This window comes from Thermopetrobacter sp. TC1 (genome assembly GCF_000746275.1).
GTDB lineage: Bacteria > Pseudomonadota > Alphaproteobacteria > Rhizobiales > Aestuariivirgaceae > Thermopetrobacter.
This window is the reverse complement of sequence record NZ_KN050830.1, coordinates 75,888-91,191: the sequence shown is the minus strand read 5'-3', so window position 1 is coordinate 91,191 and position 15,304 is coordinate 75,888. Positions and strand designations below refer to the sequence as shown.

General features: G+C 64.0%; 10 protein-coding genes. 2 read left to right on the top strand and 8 right to left on the bottom strand.

The window, feature by feature from the left end; translation table 11 throughout:
• Window positions 1–259: 259 nt before the first annotated feature.
• On the top strand, window positions 260–1,042 hold the full coding sequence (locus EK16_RS09910) for a TlyA family RNA methyltransferase (RefSeq protein ID WP_051929223.1): 783 nt from the start codon (window positions 260–262) through the stop codon (window positions 1,040–1,042).
• Window positions 1,043–1,185: 143 nt separating this feature from the next.
• Here EK16_RS09910 and fdxA read toward each other — a convergent pair whose 3' ends face one another.
• From fdxA to lnt, 8 genes are all read right to left on the bottom strand, one after another.
• Window positions 1,186–1,524, bottom strand: coding sequence for a ferredoxin FdxA (gene fdxA, locus EK16_RS09905; RefSeq protein ID WP_038036715.1), 339 nt, complete (start codon window positions 1,522–1,524; stop codon window positions 1,186–1,188).
• A 147-nt stretch (window positions 1,525–1,671) separates the two neighbouring features.
• Window positions 1,672–2,001, bottom strand: coding sequence for an RNA-binding S4 domain-containing protein (locus EK16_RS09900; protein WP_038036714.1), 330 nt, complete (start codon window positions 1,999–2,001; stop codon window positions 1,672–1,674).
• Window positions 2,002–2,045: 44 nt separating this feature from the next.
• A complete protein-coding gene (locus tag EK16_RS09895; protein ID WP_038036713.1) occupies window positions 2,046–5,177 on the bottom strand; it encodes a helicase-related protein in 3,132 nt (1,043 codons plus the stop codon).
• Between the two features lie 538 nt (window positions 5,178–5,715).
• Window positions 5,716–6,180, bottom strand: coding sequence for a PTS IIA-like nitrogen regulatory protein PtsN (ptsN, locus tag EK16_RS09890; RefSeq protein WP_038036854.1), 465 nt, complete (start codon window positions 6,178–6,180; stop codon window positions 5,716–5,718).
• A 233-nt stretch (window positions 6,181–6,413) separates the two neighbouring features.
• Window positions 6,414–7,037, bottom strand: coding sequence for a ribosome hibernation-promoting factor, HPF/YfiA family (gene hpf, locus EK16_RS09885; RefSeq protein WP_038036712.1), 624 nt, complete (start codon window positions 7,035–7,037; stop codon window positions 6,414–6,416).
• A gap of 256 nt (window positions 7,038–7,293) precedes the next feature.
• Window positions 7,294–8,958: an RNA polymerase factor sigma-54 gene (gene rpoN, locus EK16_RS09880; RefSeq protein ID WP_038036711.1), complete on the bottom strand. Its 1,665-nt coding sequence runs from the start codon at window positions 8,956–8,958 to the stop codon at window positions 7,294–7,296.
• A gap of 741 nt (window positions 8,959–9,699) precedes the next feature.
• Window positions 9,700–10,116 (bottom strand): helix-turn-helix domain-containing protein, encoded by a 417-nt coding sequence (locus EK16_RS09875; RefSeq protein ID WP_038036710.1) that lies wholly within the window; start codon window positions 10,114–10,116, stop codon window positions 9,700–9,702.
• Between the two features lie 179 nt (window positions 10,117–10,295).
• The gene (gene lnt, locus EK16_RS09870) at window positions 10,296–11,993 is read right to left on the bottom strand and encodes an apolipoprotein N-acyltransferase (RefSeq protein ID WP_197059672.1); all 1,698 of its coding nucleotides are present in this window, start codon (window positions 11,991–11,993) and stop codon (window positions 10,296–10,298) included.
• Window positions 11,994–13,211: 1,218 nt separating this feature from the next.
• On the opposite strand from lnt, the gene glyS reads away from it, so the two are divergent.
• Entirely contained in the window at window positions 13,212–15,296 is a 2,085-nt protein-coding gene (glyS, locus tag EK16_RS09860) for a glycine--tRNA ligase subunit beta (protein ID WP_038036708.1), read from the top strand.
• Window positions 15,297–15,304: the final 8 nt, after the last annotated feature.

The window sequence follows — 15,304 nt, the reverse complement described above, 5'->3', positions numbered from 1 at the left end:
ATTAAGGCATTGATCCTCCACTCACATCGATCATTACCCCTTGCCTGTCCCGGGCTTGCTTCGGGATGTCGTCAAGCCAGGGCCTAAAGGCTTGGGTGGTCATGGTGACGCTGGCCTTTGTCAACAGACAGGATGGGCCTTATCGGAACCCTTTTTCTGTCAACGGCGCGCGTGAAAATCTTGCCCTATATCTGCTAGACAAGGGGCAGGGCAGGGGCGGTGCGATGCCGCACCGGCACGGGAGAAAACGCAAGCCGCCATGAACCGGGAACGTCTGGACAAGCTGCTTGTCGATCGCGGCCTTCTGCCCACGCGCGCCCGTGCTGCCGATGCCGTGCGCCGCGGCCTTGTGCGCGTTGATGGCGCCATTGTGCGCAAGCCCGGCCAGAAAGTTTCGGCCGACTGCCGGCTCGACGTTGAAGAGACAGCCACGCGCTATGTCTCCCGCGCCGCCCTGAAGCTGCGCGCCGCGCTTGAAACCTGGCCCATGAGCATGCAGGGGCGCATTGTTCTCGATCTCGGCGCCAGCACCGGCGGCTTCACCCAGGTTCTGCTCATGGCCGGCGCCGCGCGCGTCTATGCCGTGGATGTCGGCCATGGCCAGCTGCATCCCGACCTCGCCGCCGATCCCCGCGTCGTCTCTCTGGAAGGCGTGAACGTGCGGGATCTTTCCACCGTTCTCATTCCCGAAGCGCCGGATGTCATCACCGCCGATCTCTCCTTCATCTCCCTGAGCAAGGCCCTGCCCGCCGCCCTGACGCTGGCCGCCCCGGGCGCGCGCCTTTATGCCCTGATCAAGCCGCAGTTCGAGGCCGGACGGGAACGGCTGGGCAAGGGCGGCATCGTGCGCGATCCGGCCGTGCATCAGGCCGTCATCGCCAAAATCCGCGATTTCCTTGAAAACGAGGCCGGCTGGAGCGTCCTCGGTGTCGCCCCCTCCCCGCTGCCCGGCCGCGAAGGCAACCGGGAATTCCTCATCGCCGCCGATAAGCCGCTCAACGACGGAAAGAACGAACAGGTCAGAAAACGCCCGCTCCGATGAACATGCCTGTCGGACGTGACCGACTCCCGGCATGGAAAAGGGCGGGTGCTGGCATCAACACCCGCCCTCATGCATTGATCAGCGGCCGGTGGCGATACGGAACAGGGATCGCCACGACTTCATGCGTCCATTCCGGACCGGCTTTAGTCACCCTCGCCGGGTTCGTCGGTGAAATACTTCTCCAGCTTGTTCTCCTCGCCGTCGTATTTCTCGGCCTCCGGCAGGGGATCCTTCTTGTGCGTGATATTGGGCCAGATCTTGGCGTACTTGGCGTTGAGCTCGATCCACTTCTCAAGACCCGGCTCCGTATCGGGCAGGATGGCCTCCGCCGGGCATTCCGGCTCGCAGACACCGCAGTCGATGCACTCGTCCGGATCGATGACGAGCATCACCTTGCCCTCGTAGAAGCAGTCCACCGGACACACTTCCACGCAGTCGGTGTATTTGCACATGATGCAGTTGTCGACGACGACGTAGGTCATGGCATCGGTTCCCTGAACAGATGGCCCGGCGGAACGACACGACCGCCCGGGCCGGTTGCTCTCCTGGTTTTGCGTCTCGGATCCGCATGTGCCGGCATGCATGCGCCGTGCGGTTCGTGATCGGTCTATAGCAGGATTGCCCCCTGTTTACACCTCATTTTCGCCCATGTGCTGTGATCTGGGCACATTGCCCCCGTTTTGAAAGGGCGCATCCTCCGTCAGCAGGTCCCGGCGCAGGCCTTGCGCCACCGAGGCCGAAACGCGCTTGAGCGAAAGCCCGGTCACCTCGATGATGCGCACCTGCCCGTGAAGGCTGATGGTCAGCACATCTCCCACCCGCACCAGGGCCGAAGGGCGAAAGACCTTGCGCCGGTTGATGCGCACGCCCTCTTCGCTGATGAAGGCCGCAGCACGCGTGCGCGTCTTGCACAGGCGCACGGCATAAAGCCAGCTGTCCAGACGCTGGCTTGTGAGCATCTGCTCCGCCGCGGGATTGGCGGATCTGCTACGTCTTTTCCGGCTCAGGGCTTTTTCTCCAGTTCCGATTTGAGCTTCTGCAAGACGGCGAAGGGCGAATCCGGATCCACCGGCTTGTCCTTGCGCTTTCTCTGCCGGGGCCCGGGCGCGCCCCTGGACGCGGCGGTAGCGGCAGACGTCTTGCCGCGGCCGGGCTTGCGCGAGCGCCCCGCCGCCTTGCCCTGATTCCTGCCTGCGCCCTCCGGCCGCGGTTTGGTGCGGCGCTTGGGCTTCTTGCGGAAAGGCCCGGTGCCATCCGGCCACCACACCTCGATGAACTCCGGCTCCGCCGGGGCCTCCGCCGCAGCCAGCGCGGCGATTTCCGCATCCACCGCCGCGCTCTCGCTCACCGCGCGCTTTTCCAGAACCTCGTCTTCGGCCGAAGCGGCTTTCGCATCTTCCGCCGCCCCGGTCATGGCCGGTTCGGAAGCCGATTCCTGCCCGGGCGCGCCCTGTTGCGCCGCATCGGCCGTTACCGGCTGATCCGCATCAGAAGCAGCGGGGGCTTCAGCCGATTCGGCCGCCTGTTCCTCGGTAACCGCCGCGCCGGTATCGGATGCAGCCTGCCCGGCCTGTTCCTCATGTGCCTCATGCGCCTGCTCAGCCCCTTGCTCAGGTTCATGTCCAGGTTCCTGCCCAGGGGCCTCAGCCTCGTTGGGCGCGGCATTCCCTGCCTGCGCTTCGGTCGTGGCCGGCTTCGGCGCCGGGCGGCGCTCGGCCCGATAGCCCATCGTGCGCAGGATGGCGGCGAAATCCTCGCCCGAACAGCCCACCAGCGACATCATGTCGGGAATGACCGTGAAGCCGCCGCCTTCCACCGAGCCTTCCGGGCGTTCCTCACCGGTGAAGCGCGGCTTCCAGAACACGCGCTCGCGAATGAGATCGCCCAGGCGCTCGATCATGTCCACGCGCACCGCCCGCGGGCCGCATTCCATGTAGCCGCACACGCGGGCAAATCCTTCCGGCCAGCTCTCGTCACGCACCACCGAGGTCAGCCCCTGTCCGGGCGGCTGCGGCAGCGCATCCAGGCTCAGCCGCCCCGCCTTCTCCTCCTGCAGGGCCCACAACAGCAGGCGCAGGGCCGTGGGCGCCGGCTTCAGCAGGGCGGGGATGAACAGATGCCAGGCACCGAAGCGCACGCCATGCTTGCGCAGCTTGGCGCGCTCATCCTGATCGAGGCTCTTGACCTCCTCCGCCACCTCCGCACGCGGCAGCACGCCCAGGTTCTCCACCAGCCGCCAGGCAAGACCGCGGGTGATGCCGGTAAGCGCCTCATCCTCGCGCAGGCCAATGAGCGGCGCCAGCAGCGCCTCGATGTGCCGGGAGAGAAACTTCTGCAGACGAAAGCGCACCGCCTCGCGCTCCGGGCCTTCCAGCCCGTCATCGGCCAGCAGCCGCACATCGGGGCGCAACAGCTCCGGCCCCGGCTGCAGCCGCGCGATGGGCGCGCCGTGCCAGATGATATAGCCGGAAGGATCCAGGGTGAAATCCGTGTCCGGCGCGGCGCTGATCGCCTGGGCGCGCTCGGAAAGCTCCCGGGCCACCGCCTTGCGGGTGGCGGCATCCCACGCTTTCTTGTGCGCCCCCTCGCCCTGCTCGCCGTCCGCGATGAAGCGCAGGCCCTCCATGCGGCCCACGTAAGAATCCTCGACGCGCACCGCGCCTTCGTCGTCCACGCTCGACATCAGTTCTTCCTTCTCCCGCAGCCTGCGCAGCAATACCGATGTTTTCCTGTCAATGAAGCGCTTCGTCAAGCGTTCATGAAGCGCATCGGAAAGCGCATCCTCGATCTGGCGTGTCCGTTCCTGCCAGTGAGCCGCATCCCGCAACCAGTGCCCGCGGTGGGAGACGAACGTCCACGTGCGGATGTGGGCGATGCGCATGGAGAGGGTATCGATATCGCCGTCGAATCGGGCGCAGCGCGCCACCTGCCGCGCCAGCCAGTCCTCGTCGATGCGGCCCGCATGCACCAGCTGGGTGAAGATGCTGGCGATCAGCCCGGCGTGCTCGCCGCCGGTGATGTTGCGATAATCCGGCAGCTGACAGACCTCCCACAGAAGCTTCAGCCGGGCCGGCGTATCGGCCAGCCTGCGCACCTCCTCCTGGCGCGAAAGCAGCTCCAGCGCTGCAACATCGGCCGCCATGGGTGCGCGCGCCAGCCCCGGGCGCTTTGGCACGGCCATCAGCGAGGCAAGCAGCCGGTCGATGGAGGAGAAATCAAGCGCGCGATTGCGCCATTGCAGAAGGCGCACCGGCGGAAAGCGGTGTTCCTCCAGGGCCTCGATGGTGTCCTCGTCAAACGGTTCGGCGCGGGCGGTAACGCCGAAGGTGCCGTCGTTGAGGTGACGCCCGGCGCGCCCGGCGATCTGGCTCAGCTCGGCGGTGGTGAGCGCACGATGGCGAAAGCCGTCGAACTTGCGGGTGGCGGCGAAGGCCACATGATCAACATCCATGTTCAGGCCCATGCCGATGGCATCGGTGGCCACGAGATAGTCCACCTCGCCGGACTGATAAAGCGCCACCTGCGCATTGCGCGTGCGCGGGGAGAGTGCGCCCATGACCACGGCCGCCCCGCCCTTCTGGCGGCGGATGAGCTCGGCAATGGCATAGACCTGCTCGGCGGAGAAGGCGACGATGGCCGTGCGCGGCGGCAGGCGGGTGAGTTTCTTCTGCCCGGCATAGGTCAGGCGCGAAAAACGCGGGCGGGAGCGAAACTGCACATCGGGCAAAAGATCGCGCAGGCGCTCGCGCATGGTTTCCGCGCCGAGCAGCCAGGTCTCCAGCTGCCCGCGCGCATGCAGGATGCGATCGGTAAAGACGTGCCCGCGTTCGAGATCGGCCGCGAGCTGCACCTCGTCCACCGCCACGAATTCCACCGGCCGCGACAGCGGCATCGCCTCCACCGTGCAGACGAAATAGCGCGCCCCCTCCGGCACGATGCGCTCCTCGCCGGTGATCAGCGCCACCGCGCCGCGGCCCACGCGCGCCCGCACCTTGTCGAACACCTCGCGCGCCAGAAGCCGCAGCGGCAGGCCGATGATGCCGGTCTCGTAAGAGAGCATGCGCTCCACCGCCATGTGGGTCTTGCCCGTATTGGTGGGCCCCAGCATGGCGACGATGCGGGAGGGTGCGGACATGGATCTTTCGTCTTTAGCCGATGGCTCGTTCTGATGGCGCAACCGTGCCGCTCTTGTGCGCGGAAGGGTTCGCTTCGTTGAGAATCTACGCGCGCTGCGCCCTGTTTGTGCCCTTAGCCCCCATGCAGGGCGATTGTGTGATCACCGCCAATGGCCTTATTCCCGGCCGGCCCGCCGGCCTTCCGCCACCAGCGGGCGAAGAGGGATATATCCCTTCCGCCCGCCCCTGCCAAGGCGGCGCTGTGAGGGAGAGGAGAATGCGAGGTCCATTGCGCATAACTTCGATGGTGCCATGATGGCACACGACATGACACAACGTTGCCCTCTTTCGCGTCACCCCGGCGAAAGCTTTAAGATCTCGGGATATGCGTAAACCGCCTCCTGCATTGCCGGGCGCCCGGATCAGGCCCGTAGAGTATGGCGCTGCATTTTGCGCGATGCGGCCAATTGCGTCCGGATCGATGGCGTCCGGAAACTGAAGACGCGGGCCGCCTTTCAGGGGACAGGAAAAAATGGATGTCACACAAGGCGCCCTGCGTCAGGCGGCGCGGGGGGTGGCATCCTCGATCAGCAGGGAATAAAGAGCGTCCACATCGCGCGTGGCGCGCAGCTTTTCCACCAGCTCCTTGTCACGCAGCAGGCGCGAGACCCGTGCTAAGGCCTTGAGATGATCGGCGCCTGCGCTTTCCGGCGCCAGCAGCAGAAAGACGATGTCCACCGGCACGTGATCCGGCGCGTCGAAATCCACTGGCCGCGCCAGCCGGGCGAACAGGCCGTGCACCTTCTCCAGCCCGGAGAAGCGCCCGTGCGGAATGGCAATGCCGCCGCCCAGCCCGGTGGAACCCAGCTTTTCCCGCTGCATGAGCGTATCGAAGATCAGGCGCGCGTTCAGCCCCGTGCGGCCGGCCGCCTGTTCGGAAAGCGTTTGCAGAAGCTGCTTCTTGCTGCCCGCCTGAACCGCGGGCAGAACCGATTCCGGTTCGAGAATGTCGGAAATCTGCATGGCTTGCCCTTGCTGACTGTCCCCTTCCTCGGAAACGGCGCCGGCACAACAGCGCATGAACACAAACACCCCCGGCATGCATGAACGCACATGCATGCCGGATGCCTGTCCGCTTCCACCCTGTGCCGCGATCCGCTTCCTCTCTCCCTGCCGCAGCGCCCGTTTTTCAGGTGGCCCTGCGGGATTTCAGGGAGACAAGGCCCCGGTCACACCTTCATCCGGGGACGAACGCTTCAATCCCGTGTCGGGCACGGGCCCGGATCCACCCACCCGATATGGCCATCCTTGCGGCGGTAGACAATATTCACTCCGCCATGATTGGCGTTTCTGAACAGGAGGAACTCGCGCGTGGCCAGTTCGAGCTGCAGAACAGCCTCACCCACGCTCATCTCGGCGATCTGCTCCATATCCTCAGCGACGATGGCCGGCACGAATTCGGCCTCCTCGCCGTTCACCGGCTCTTCCGCCTCCGCCTGCTCCTCTGCGCCTTCGGTCTCGGCCAGCGGCTGCAGCACGAAACTCTGCGCCGGGAAGGTGGCCATCGGCTTCTTCTGGCGCTGACGCGTATGACTGACCAGCTTGCGCTTGTAGCGGCGCAGGCGTTTTTCCAGATGATCCAGCGCTTCCTCGAAGCTGCCGTAGGCATCGCCGCCCTCGCCTTCCGCCTGCAACAGCAGGCCGGTGGGCAGATGCACGGTGCATTCCGTATGGAAGTTGTTGCGCTGCTTCTCCACCACCACATGCGCGCTGACCGCGCTGTCGAAATACTTGTCCACGGCCTCTTTCAGCCGTTCTTCCACGTGGGTCTGAAAGGCGGTTCCGATGTCGAGATTCTTTCCAGTGATGCTGATCTGCATAGGCTTGCTTTCAGGTTGTCTTGAATTCACGCCAGTCCCGAAAGCGGCGCCCTGCCCGAAGATGTGGGGGCAAGGCCGGTGCTCATCCCGGCGGGCGCCGTTTGCGGGAATCATTATGCGCCAGCCGGCCGATCTTTTCCAGACCGGTGATCAAGAACCGGCGTCTTGGCGGTCAGTTTTTGCATCTCCTTGTCTGATCCGGCGCAGGGACCACCGCTTGAAAGGCCGCTTCTGCACCGGCCCGCGCCAACTCCCCTCAGGCCTTCAGCAGCCGCTTTTCCCGCCGCCGCTTCACGGAGGAGGGAATGCCCATGGCCTCGCGGTACTTGGCAACGGTGCGCCGGGCGATGTCTATGCCTTCCGCGCGCAGGATGTCAACGATCTTGTCATCGGACAGCACATGATCGGGATCCTCCGCGTCGATAAGCGCGCGAATGCGATGGCGCACCGCCTCCGCCGAGACGCTCTCGCCCCCGTCGGTGGCCGCCAGGGCGGCGGTGAAGAAATATTTCATCTCGAAGATCCCGCGCGGTGTGGCCATGTACTTGCCGGAGGTGACGCGCGAGACCGTGGATTCATGCAGGCCCACGGCATCGGCCACCTGCCTGAGCGTCAGCGGTTTCAAGGCGCTCACCCCCTTGTGCAGGAAGGCGTCCTGCTGGCGCACGATCTCCCGCGCCACGGTGAGGATGGTGCGCGCGCGCTGATCCAGGCTCTTCACCAGCCAGGAGGCGCGGTTCATGCACTCGATGATGTAATCCCTGTCGCGCTGCGGCATGGCACCGGCCTGCACCAGGGCGCGATACTGATTGTTCACCAGCACCCTGGGCAGGGTCTCGCTGTTGAGCTCCACGATCCAGCTGCCATCCGGCGCCGGCCGCACGAAAACATCCGGCACCACCGGCTGCGCCGGCGCCCCGCCGATGCGCGCGCCCGGGCGCGGATCACAGCGGCGGATCTCGGAGAGCATTTCCGCCAGTTTGCGTTCGGAAACGCGGCAGAGGCGCGCAAGCTTTGCAAAGTCGCGCCTGGCCAGCAGATCGAGATTGTCCAGCAGCGTCTGCATCGGCGTATTGAGCCGCCCGCGCTCCGCCAGCTGCAGCCGCAGGCATTCGGCAAGATCGCGCGCGAAAACACCGGTGGGCTCCAGCGTCTGCAGCCGCTTCAGCACCGCCTCCACCTGTTCAGGTGCCGCACCAAGGCGATCGGCGATCTCCTCGACGGGCTCGCCCAGATAGCCCGCCTCATCCAGGCAGCCGATCAGATGCTGCCCGATGAGGCGCTCCGCCGGATCGGTCAGGACAAGCGGCAGCTGTTCGGCCAGATGATCGGCAAGGCTCACCTCTCCCGCGATGCGTTCCTCCAGGCTGCGCCCCTCCTCCTCGTCCGCCGGCGCCGGGCGCGACACGGCCGAGGCCACACCGGAAAGAAACGGATCATCCCCGCCAGCCAGGCCGCTCATGGCCGCATCCGGCGTCAGGGGCTCCGCCGCCTTCTCCGTGGCCCGTTCGCTGGGCGAATCGTCGGTGAAGATCGCCTCCGCAGGGGTATCCAGCGCATCAAGCCGCGCCTTGAGCCGGGATGTGTCCTCAAAGCCGGCATCCACCGCCGCAAGATCGGCCTCCAGGGATAGCGCATCATCACTCTCCGCCGCCGGCGCATTCCCGTCCGGCACACTTTCCGCCCCCGGATCCGGCGCATCGCCCGTCGCGCCCGCCTCGGCTTCCGGAGCCTCCGGCGTTTCCGGCACCTCTTGTGCCTCATCGGCGCGTTCCAGCAGCGGATTGGTCTCCAGCTCCGCGGCGATAAAGGCCTGCAGCTCGAGATTGGACATCTGCAGCAGGCGAATGGCCTGTTGCAGCTGCGGCGTCATCACCAGCGTCTGGCTCTGCCGCACATCCAGTCTCTGACGCAGGGTCATGAGGGCTCATCCCTCTTCGGTCACACCGTCACACACCACGCTTTTGCGCCGATCATAGCGGCTTTGCCCCTCAGTATAACCCGCAAAATGCGAAAGCGGTAAAGATTTCCCATGCAAGGCACGCTTTTTGCATAAGGATCCACTTTTTGCATAAGGATCCACTTTTTGCATAAGGATCACTTTGCATGAGAACGCGCTTCGCATAAGGATCGCCTCCCCGGCGCCTGGATCTTTCCAGGGCCGAGCCCAGATGCGGTGCCTTCTGCTCCACATCCCTTTCGCCTTCCACCCCTGGACAGATGGGATCCCGGTTCAGGTCCGGGACAGGCAAGTCAAGACTGTATCGTAGTGGGGGTATGGAAAAGCTGCCCCTAAAGGGCTGATGCATCGGACTGTTTGAGGGCAGGCCTCAGGGCAGCCCCCCGCAAAAATTCGCTTTCAGGCGAATTTCAGTTCCTCTGTCGTGCTGCCCACTGCGCCGAGTGTGCCTGAGCCTATAGCACGCAGCGGGACGGATGTCAAGAACTTTTTTGGAACACTTGACGAACACCCTGAAAGCAAGGCCTGTGCACGGGCCTGCGCAGGTCTTGCATGCCCGGCTGGCGGCAGGGCCGGGCTTCTCACCCGCTGTCAAATGAATTTCTCAACCGCCGCCAAACGAAAACGAGGGCATGCCAGCGGTCACATGCCCTCGTTCCTTGCCGTGTCGATGCGAAAAAGGCCAGGAAAACAGCCGCCGTGTCACTGCTCTTCCTGCTCGCGGGCGATGGCGCGCACGAGATCGATGATGCTGCGACGGACGGCGGCATCCTTGATCCGCGAGAAGAAGCGGTTGAGCTGCAGGCCTTCGGAGGAGCCGAGGAAGTCCATGATGGCGCCCTCCTCGCGCGGCTCTTCCACGCCCTCGCTCTTCTCGCCCGCGATCTGCGGCGGCAGGTCCTCGAAGAAAAACTGGACCGGCACGCCAAGGATCTGGGAGATCTGATAGAGGCGGCTTGCGGAGATGCGGTTGGTGCCTTTTTCGTATTTCTGGATTTGCTGGAAGGTCAGACCCAGGCGCTCGCCCAGCTTCTCCTGACTCATCCCCACCAGCATGCGACGCATGCGCACTCGATTGCCCACGTGCACATCAATCGGATTCGGGTTCTTTTTCGTCATTTTTACCTCAGACCGTTAGCCCCCGGTCTGATTGGTTTCTGTCCCGTCTTGGCTCTCCATTCCCCCCTGCAGCTTCAAGCGCCCGGATGCGCTGGCAAGCGTCTACATATTACAGCCGGAGGTGGTCTGTAAATATCTCCAAGGCGAAAAAAGTACGTCTGCGGAGCATTTTTCTTCAATCACGGTCGCCTTCTTGCAATCACGGGTATACGAAAGAATGAAATCCCCATCATCATGAGTGAAAATAACAAGGCGATCCGTCCAGCGAGATTCGCAAAGCCTCCCGTCAGACCTGCCCTTACGTTCGCCTGCGGCAGGAAGAAATCCCCATATTCGGGGCGATTCGGATTCAAACTCACCAAGGTGCGGCCATAGGCATCGAAGGCGGCGGACAGGCCGGTGTTCGCCGCACGCACAAGTGGCAATCCAAATTCGATACTTCGCAGACGCGCCGCGGCCAGATGCTGGGCGCGGCCAATGCTGCGGCCAAACCAGGCATCATTGGTAATATTGACTAACCACTTTGGCCTCATCGTGACGGGCAATGCAAGCATCTCGGCAACCAATTCGGGAAAGATGGCCTCATAGCAGATCAGGGGGCCTGCCGGTCCGGCCCGCCCCGCCGGCAGGGAAACGGGGCGCACACCGCGCGCAAAGCCGCGCGAAAACGGCACCAGCTTGCGCACGCCCAGGGGCGTCAGCAGGGAAGCCAGCGGCAAATATTCCCCAAAGGGCACGAGATGGCGCTTGTCATACCGGGCGATGATGAAACCCTCATCATCGACAACCAAGATAGAATTGCGCAATCGCTCAGGCTCGGGCTCTCCGAGCAGGGCGCGGCGCAGGCTGCCGGTGATGAGAAGCTGCCCCGGTTTGAGGGCTTTAGCGATCTGGTGCAGGGCCTGCGGGTTTTCAGCGAGCAGGAAGGGCACGGCGCTTTCCGGCCAGACGATGATATCCGGCCTGCGCCCCAGGGCAGAGGGGCGTGTGGTCAGCGCAAGCAGGCGCTGAAAGATGGCCTGCCGGTTTTCGGGGCGCCATTTTTCCCTTTGCGGCACATTGGGCTGCACGATGCGCACAAGCGGCCGCGCTTGCCTCTCCGGCGGCGTCAGGGGCGGTGCGGCATGAAGGCGCCATGCGGCAAAAATCCAGGTGGCGGCAAACAGGGCAAGGCCGGCGAGCACAAGGCCTTGCTCAAGGCGCGTCCGCCGCCTGAACGCCCAGAACGATGCCGGCAGGGCCGCCCAGAACACGGCAAAAAAGGAGAGGCCATCCCGGCCAAAAAAGGCCACGGCCTGATCAAGTGCGGGAAGGGTGATCAGGCCATGCACCGGCATGTTCCAGGGAAAGCCGCCAAAGATCACATGCCCGCGCACATATTCCGCCAGGGTGAAGCCGGCGGCCATGGCCAGGGCAACAGGCACAGGCCAGCGGCGAAAGAAGGGCGCGCGGGCAATAAGAGCGGTCAGCGCGCCCGCAAGCGCCCAAAAGGAGGCAAGCAGCACAACAAGGCCGAGAACGGCGAAGGGCATGACGATTGCGAATTTTTCAGCCTCGACAAGAAAGGCCTCGCCCACCCACCAGACAGAGGCGCCAAACCAGCCCATGCCGAACAGGCCAAAGAGCCCTGCCGCCCTGACCAGCAGGGGGCGCAGGGGATGCGTCTGTGTGGACAATTTCTCAAACCAGAAGCTGAGCAGCGAGAAGGACACAACCAGCAGCCAACCCTGCGCAAAGGGGGGCAGGGAAAGCGATCCCAGCGCACCGGCCAGCAGGGCGAAGGGCCAGGGGCCCTGCGCAAGGGCCCGCACGATGCGGCGGCCAAGGCCTTCTGCTCTCCCATTCTCTGCCCTGCCCTGCCCGTTTTCCCGCCCCATGTGCGCCATCCCTGCTCGCTTATGGCGATCCCGCATGCATCGTTTCCTAATCTACGGGCTTGGGCGGGCACAGGAAACGGCCTTTCTCTGCCGGAGGATGCAAAACATCACACCGTTTCCATGCCCTTCCGGCATCTTTTTTCAGAAAACAGGCGGCGCGGCCACGCCTGCGGGCGCATGCTGTCGTTTCCCAAACCCATTGCGCTTTTGGCCCCGGATTGCCGGGACCCCGGTTCAAGCCCGGGACAGGGAAGAGGCGGGTTTGGAGAACGACAACATTCGCCAACTGGCTTGGTTTGAGCCGTATGGACATAAAATGCCGGAACGGGATTTTATCCCGTTCCGGAACATTTTGGCGGGGTTTAAAACCCCGCCGAAACGTTCCGGAAGGATGTACAACATCCTTCCGGCAGTAGACAACGGCGCCACCTTCCTCGTCACCCCGTAGATCAGCCCAGTCGTGTCCAATTAAATTGCTTTGTGTGTTGCGAATGATTTTCGCTGCGAAGAGCGTGATTAGTCACATGCTACGCAGATACCTTTATCAAGGCATTCTTTCCCCCTTGCCCAAACTTGGGAGGTTGTTCTTTTTGTATTGAATATCTACTACTTACGTCATACCCGGGCTTGTCCCGGGTATCCAGGGGCGATTTACGCATGTGGTGATGGCAGTCAGGAACGGTTCTACCGGGCTCTATCCTAAGAGAGGGACCTCCTTTCAAAAAGCATACGGCTCAAATCAAGCCAGTTGGCAGATGCCATCGCCCACCAAAACCGCCTCATTCCTGGCCCTGGATTGCCGGCACAAGGCCGGCAATGACGTTTTATTGTTAGAATTCAATATGTTAATAACTGATTCCCTCTTTGTTGCAAGGCAGGAGATTGTTGTATTTCACCGCCCCCTCCCCACATCACAGCCTTAGCTTGTCCCGGCTGTCCAGGGCGGTATGCGCATGCGGTGACGGTCATCAATTGCATCTCATCCGGGCTCGGCCCGAGACAGGGCTCGCGCCTGTCGGGACCTTCCCTCTCCCATCCATGTCCTTCATCCAGAACGCTCAAGAAAAAAGCCTTGCGGCAATGGGCGAACAGGCCCTTGCCTTTCCGTGGCGGGTGCTGCAACAAGGGCATGGTCCGGCGCATGCTCCTGGTCACCGGCGCCGGCAGAGGTGATGAGTCCGCAAGCGATCAGCGACCGGTTCTTGAAGAAGGCCCGCCATGCCAGAGCTTTTCATCGAACTGTTTTCCGAGGAAATCCCCGCCCGCATGCAGGCGCGCGCGGCGGCCGATCTTGAAAGACTGGTGCGAGAAGGCCTCACGGAGGCCGGTCTTGAAATCGGCGAAAGCCGCGCCTTTGCCGGCCCGCGCCGGCTTGTGCTTGTCATTTCCGATGTGCCGCACAAGACGCCGGATATCGTCGAGGAACGGCGCGGGCCGCGGGTGGATGCGCCGGAGAAGGCCATTCAGGGGTTCTTGCGCGCCACGGGGCTTTCGCTGGATCAGTGCGATATCGTCGCCGACGAGAAGAAGGGCCCCTATTACGTGGCCCGCATCGAGCGCCCGGGCCGGCCCACGGAAGCGGTGCTGCAGGAGCTGCTGCCGGATGTGATCCGCCGCTTTCCCTGGCCGAAGTCCATGCGCTGGGGGGCGCGGCGCCTGCGCTGGGTGCGGCCGCTGCATTCCATCATCTGCCTGCTGGATGGCCGCATCGTGCCCTTTGAGCTGGAGGACATTCCCGTCGGCCGCGAAACGCGCGGGCATCGTTTCATGGCGCCGGATGTCCTTTCGGTCACCGGCTTTGCCGATTATGAGGAAAAGCTGCGCAAGGCCTTCGTCATCCTCTCCGGCGCGGAACGGGCGCGGATCATCCGGGCGCGTGCAGAACAGCTCGCTGAAGAGGCCGGACTTGAACTCGTTGAGGATGAAGGCCTGATCAGGGAAACCGCCGGGCTGGTGGAATGGCCGGTGGTGCTCATGGGCTCCTTTGACGAAAGCTTCCTCGATGTGCCGGAGGAGGTGATCATCACCACCATCCGCAGCCATCAGAAATGCTTCGCCCTGCGCCGCAAGGCGGAGGACGGCGGCGGGCTGGCCAACCGCTATCTGCTCGTGGCCAATCTGGAAGCGAAGGACGGCGGCCAGAAGATCATCGAGGGCAACAACCGGGTGATCGCCGCGCGGCTTTCCGATGCCCGCTTCTTCTGGGAGCAGGATCTCGCCACGCCGCTGGAGGAGCGGGTGCCGGAGCTGGATCGCATCACCTTTCACGCCAAACTCGGCACCCTGGGCGACCGGGTGCGGCGGCTTGAGGCGCTGGCGCGCGATCTTGCCCCCTTTGTCGATGCCGATCCCGAGGAGGCCGCCTTCGCCGCGCGGCTGGCCAAGGCCGATCTGGTGACGGAAATGGTGGGCGAATTTCCCGAGCTGCAGGGCACCATGGGCAAGTATTACGCCCTGAAATCCTGCGTGCCGCCCTATATCGCCCAGGCGATCGAGGATCATTACCGGCCGCAGGGGCCGTCCGATCGCGTGCCGGATCAGCCGGTGTCCATCGCGGTGGCCCTGGCCGACAAGATCGACATGCTGGCCAATTTCTGGGCGGCGGGCGAGAAGCCTACAGGCTCGCGCGATCCCTTCGCGCTCAGGCGCGCCGCGCTCGGGCTGATCCGCATCGTGCTGGAAAACGGCATCAGGCTGCCGCTTCTGCCCTTCCTGCAGGACCGGGTGCGCCTCTCGCCGGCCTTCTCAGGCGATGATGCAGAAGCCGAGGCCATCGCCCGCGACCTGCTCGGCTTCATCATCGAGCGGCTGAAGGTGCACCTGCGCGAAAGCGGCGTGCGCCACGATCTCATCGATGCCGTCTTCGGGCTGGGCGATCAGGACGATCTGCTCACCATCGTGCGGCGGGTGAAGGCCCTGGAGAACTTCATCAACAGCGAGGACGGGCAGAACCTGCTCGCCGGGTTCCGCCGCGCCGCCAACATCCTGCGCATCGAGGAGAAGAAGGACAAGCGCACTTACGAGGGCGAGCCCAATCCGCAGCTGCTCATCGCCGGGCCGGAGAAGAAACTGGCCAGCGCCATTCGCCAGGCGCGCGCCAACGTGAAGAAGGCCCTGGCCAACGAGGACTTCGAGGCGGCCATGGCGGCGCTGGCCCGGCTGCGCGAGCCGGTGGACACCTTCTTCGACAAGGTAACGGTAAACGCCGAGGATCCCACCTTGCGCGAAAACCGCCTGCTGCTGCTCTCACGCATCCGCGACGTGGCCCGCCTGATCGCCGATTTCTCCCGCATCGAGGGCTGAGTGAGGCA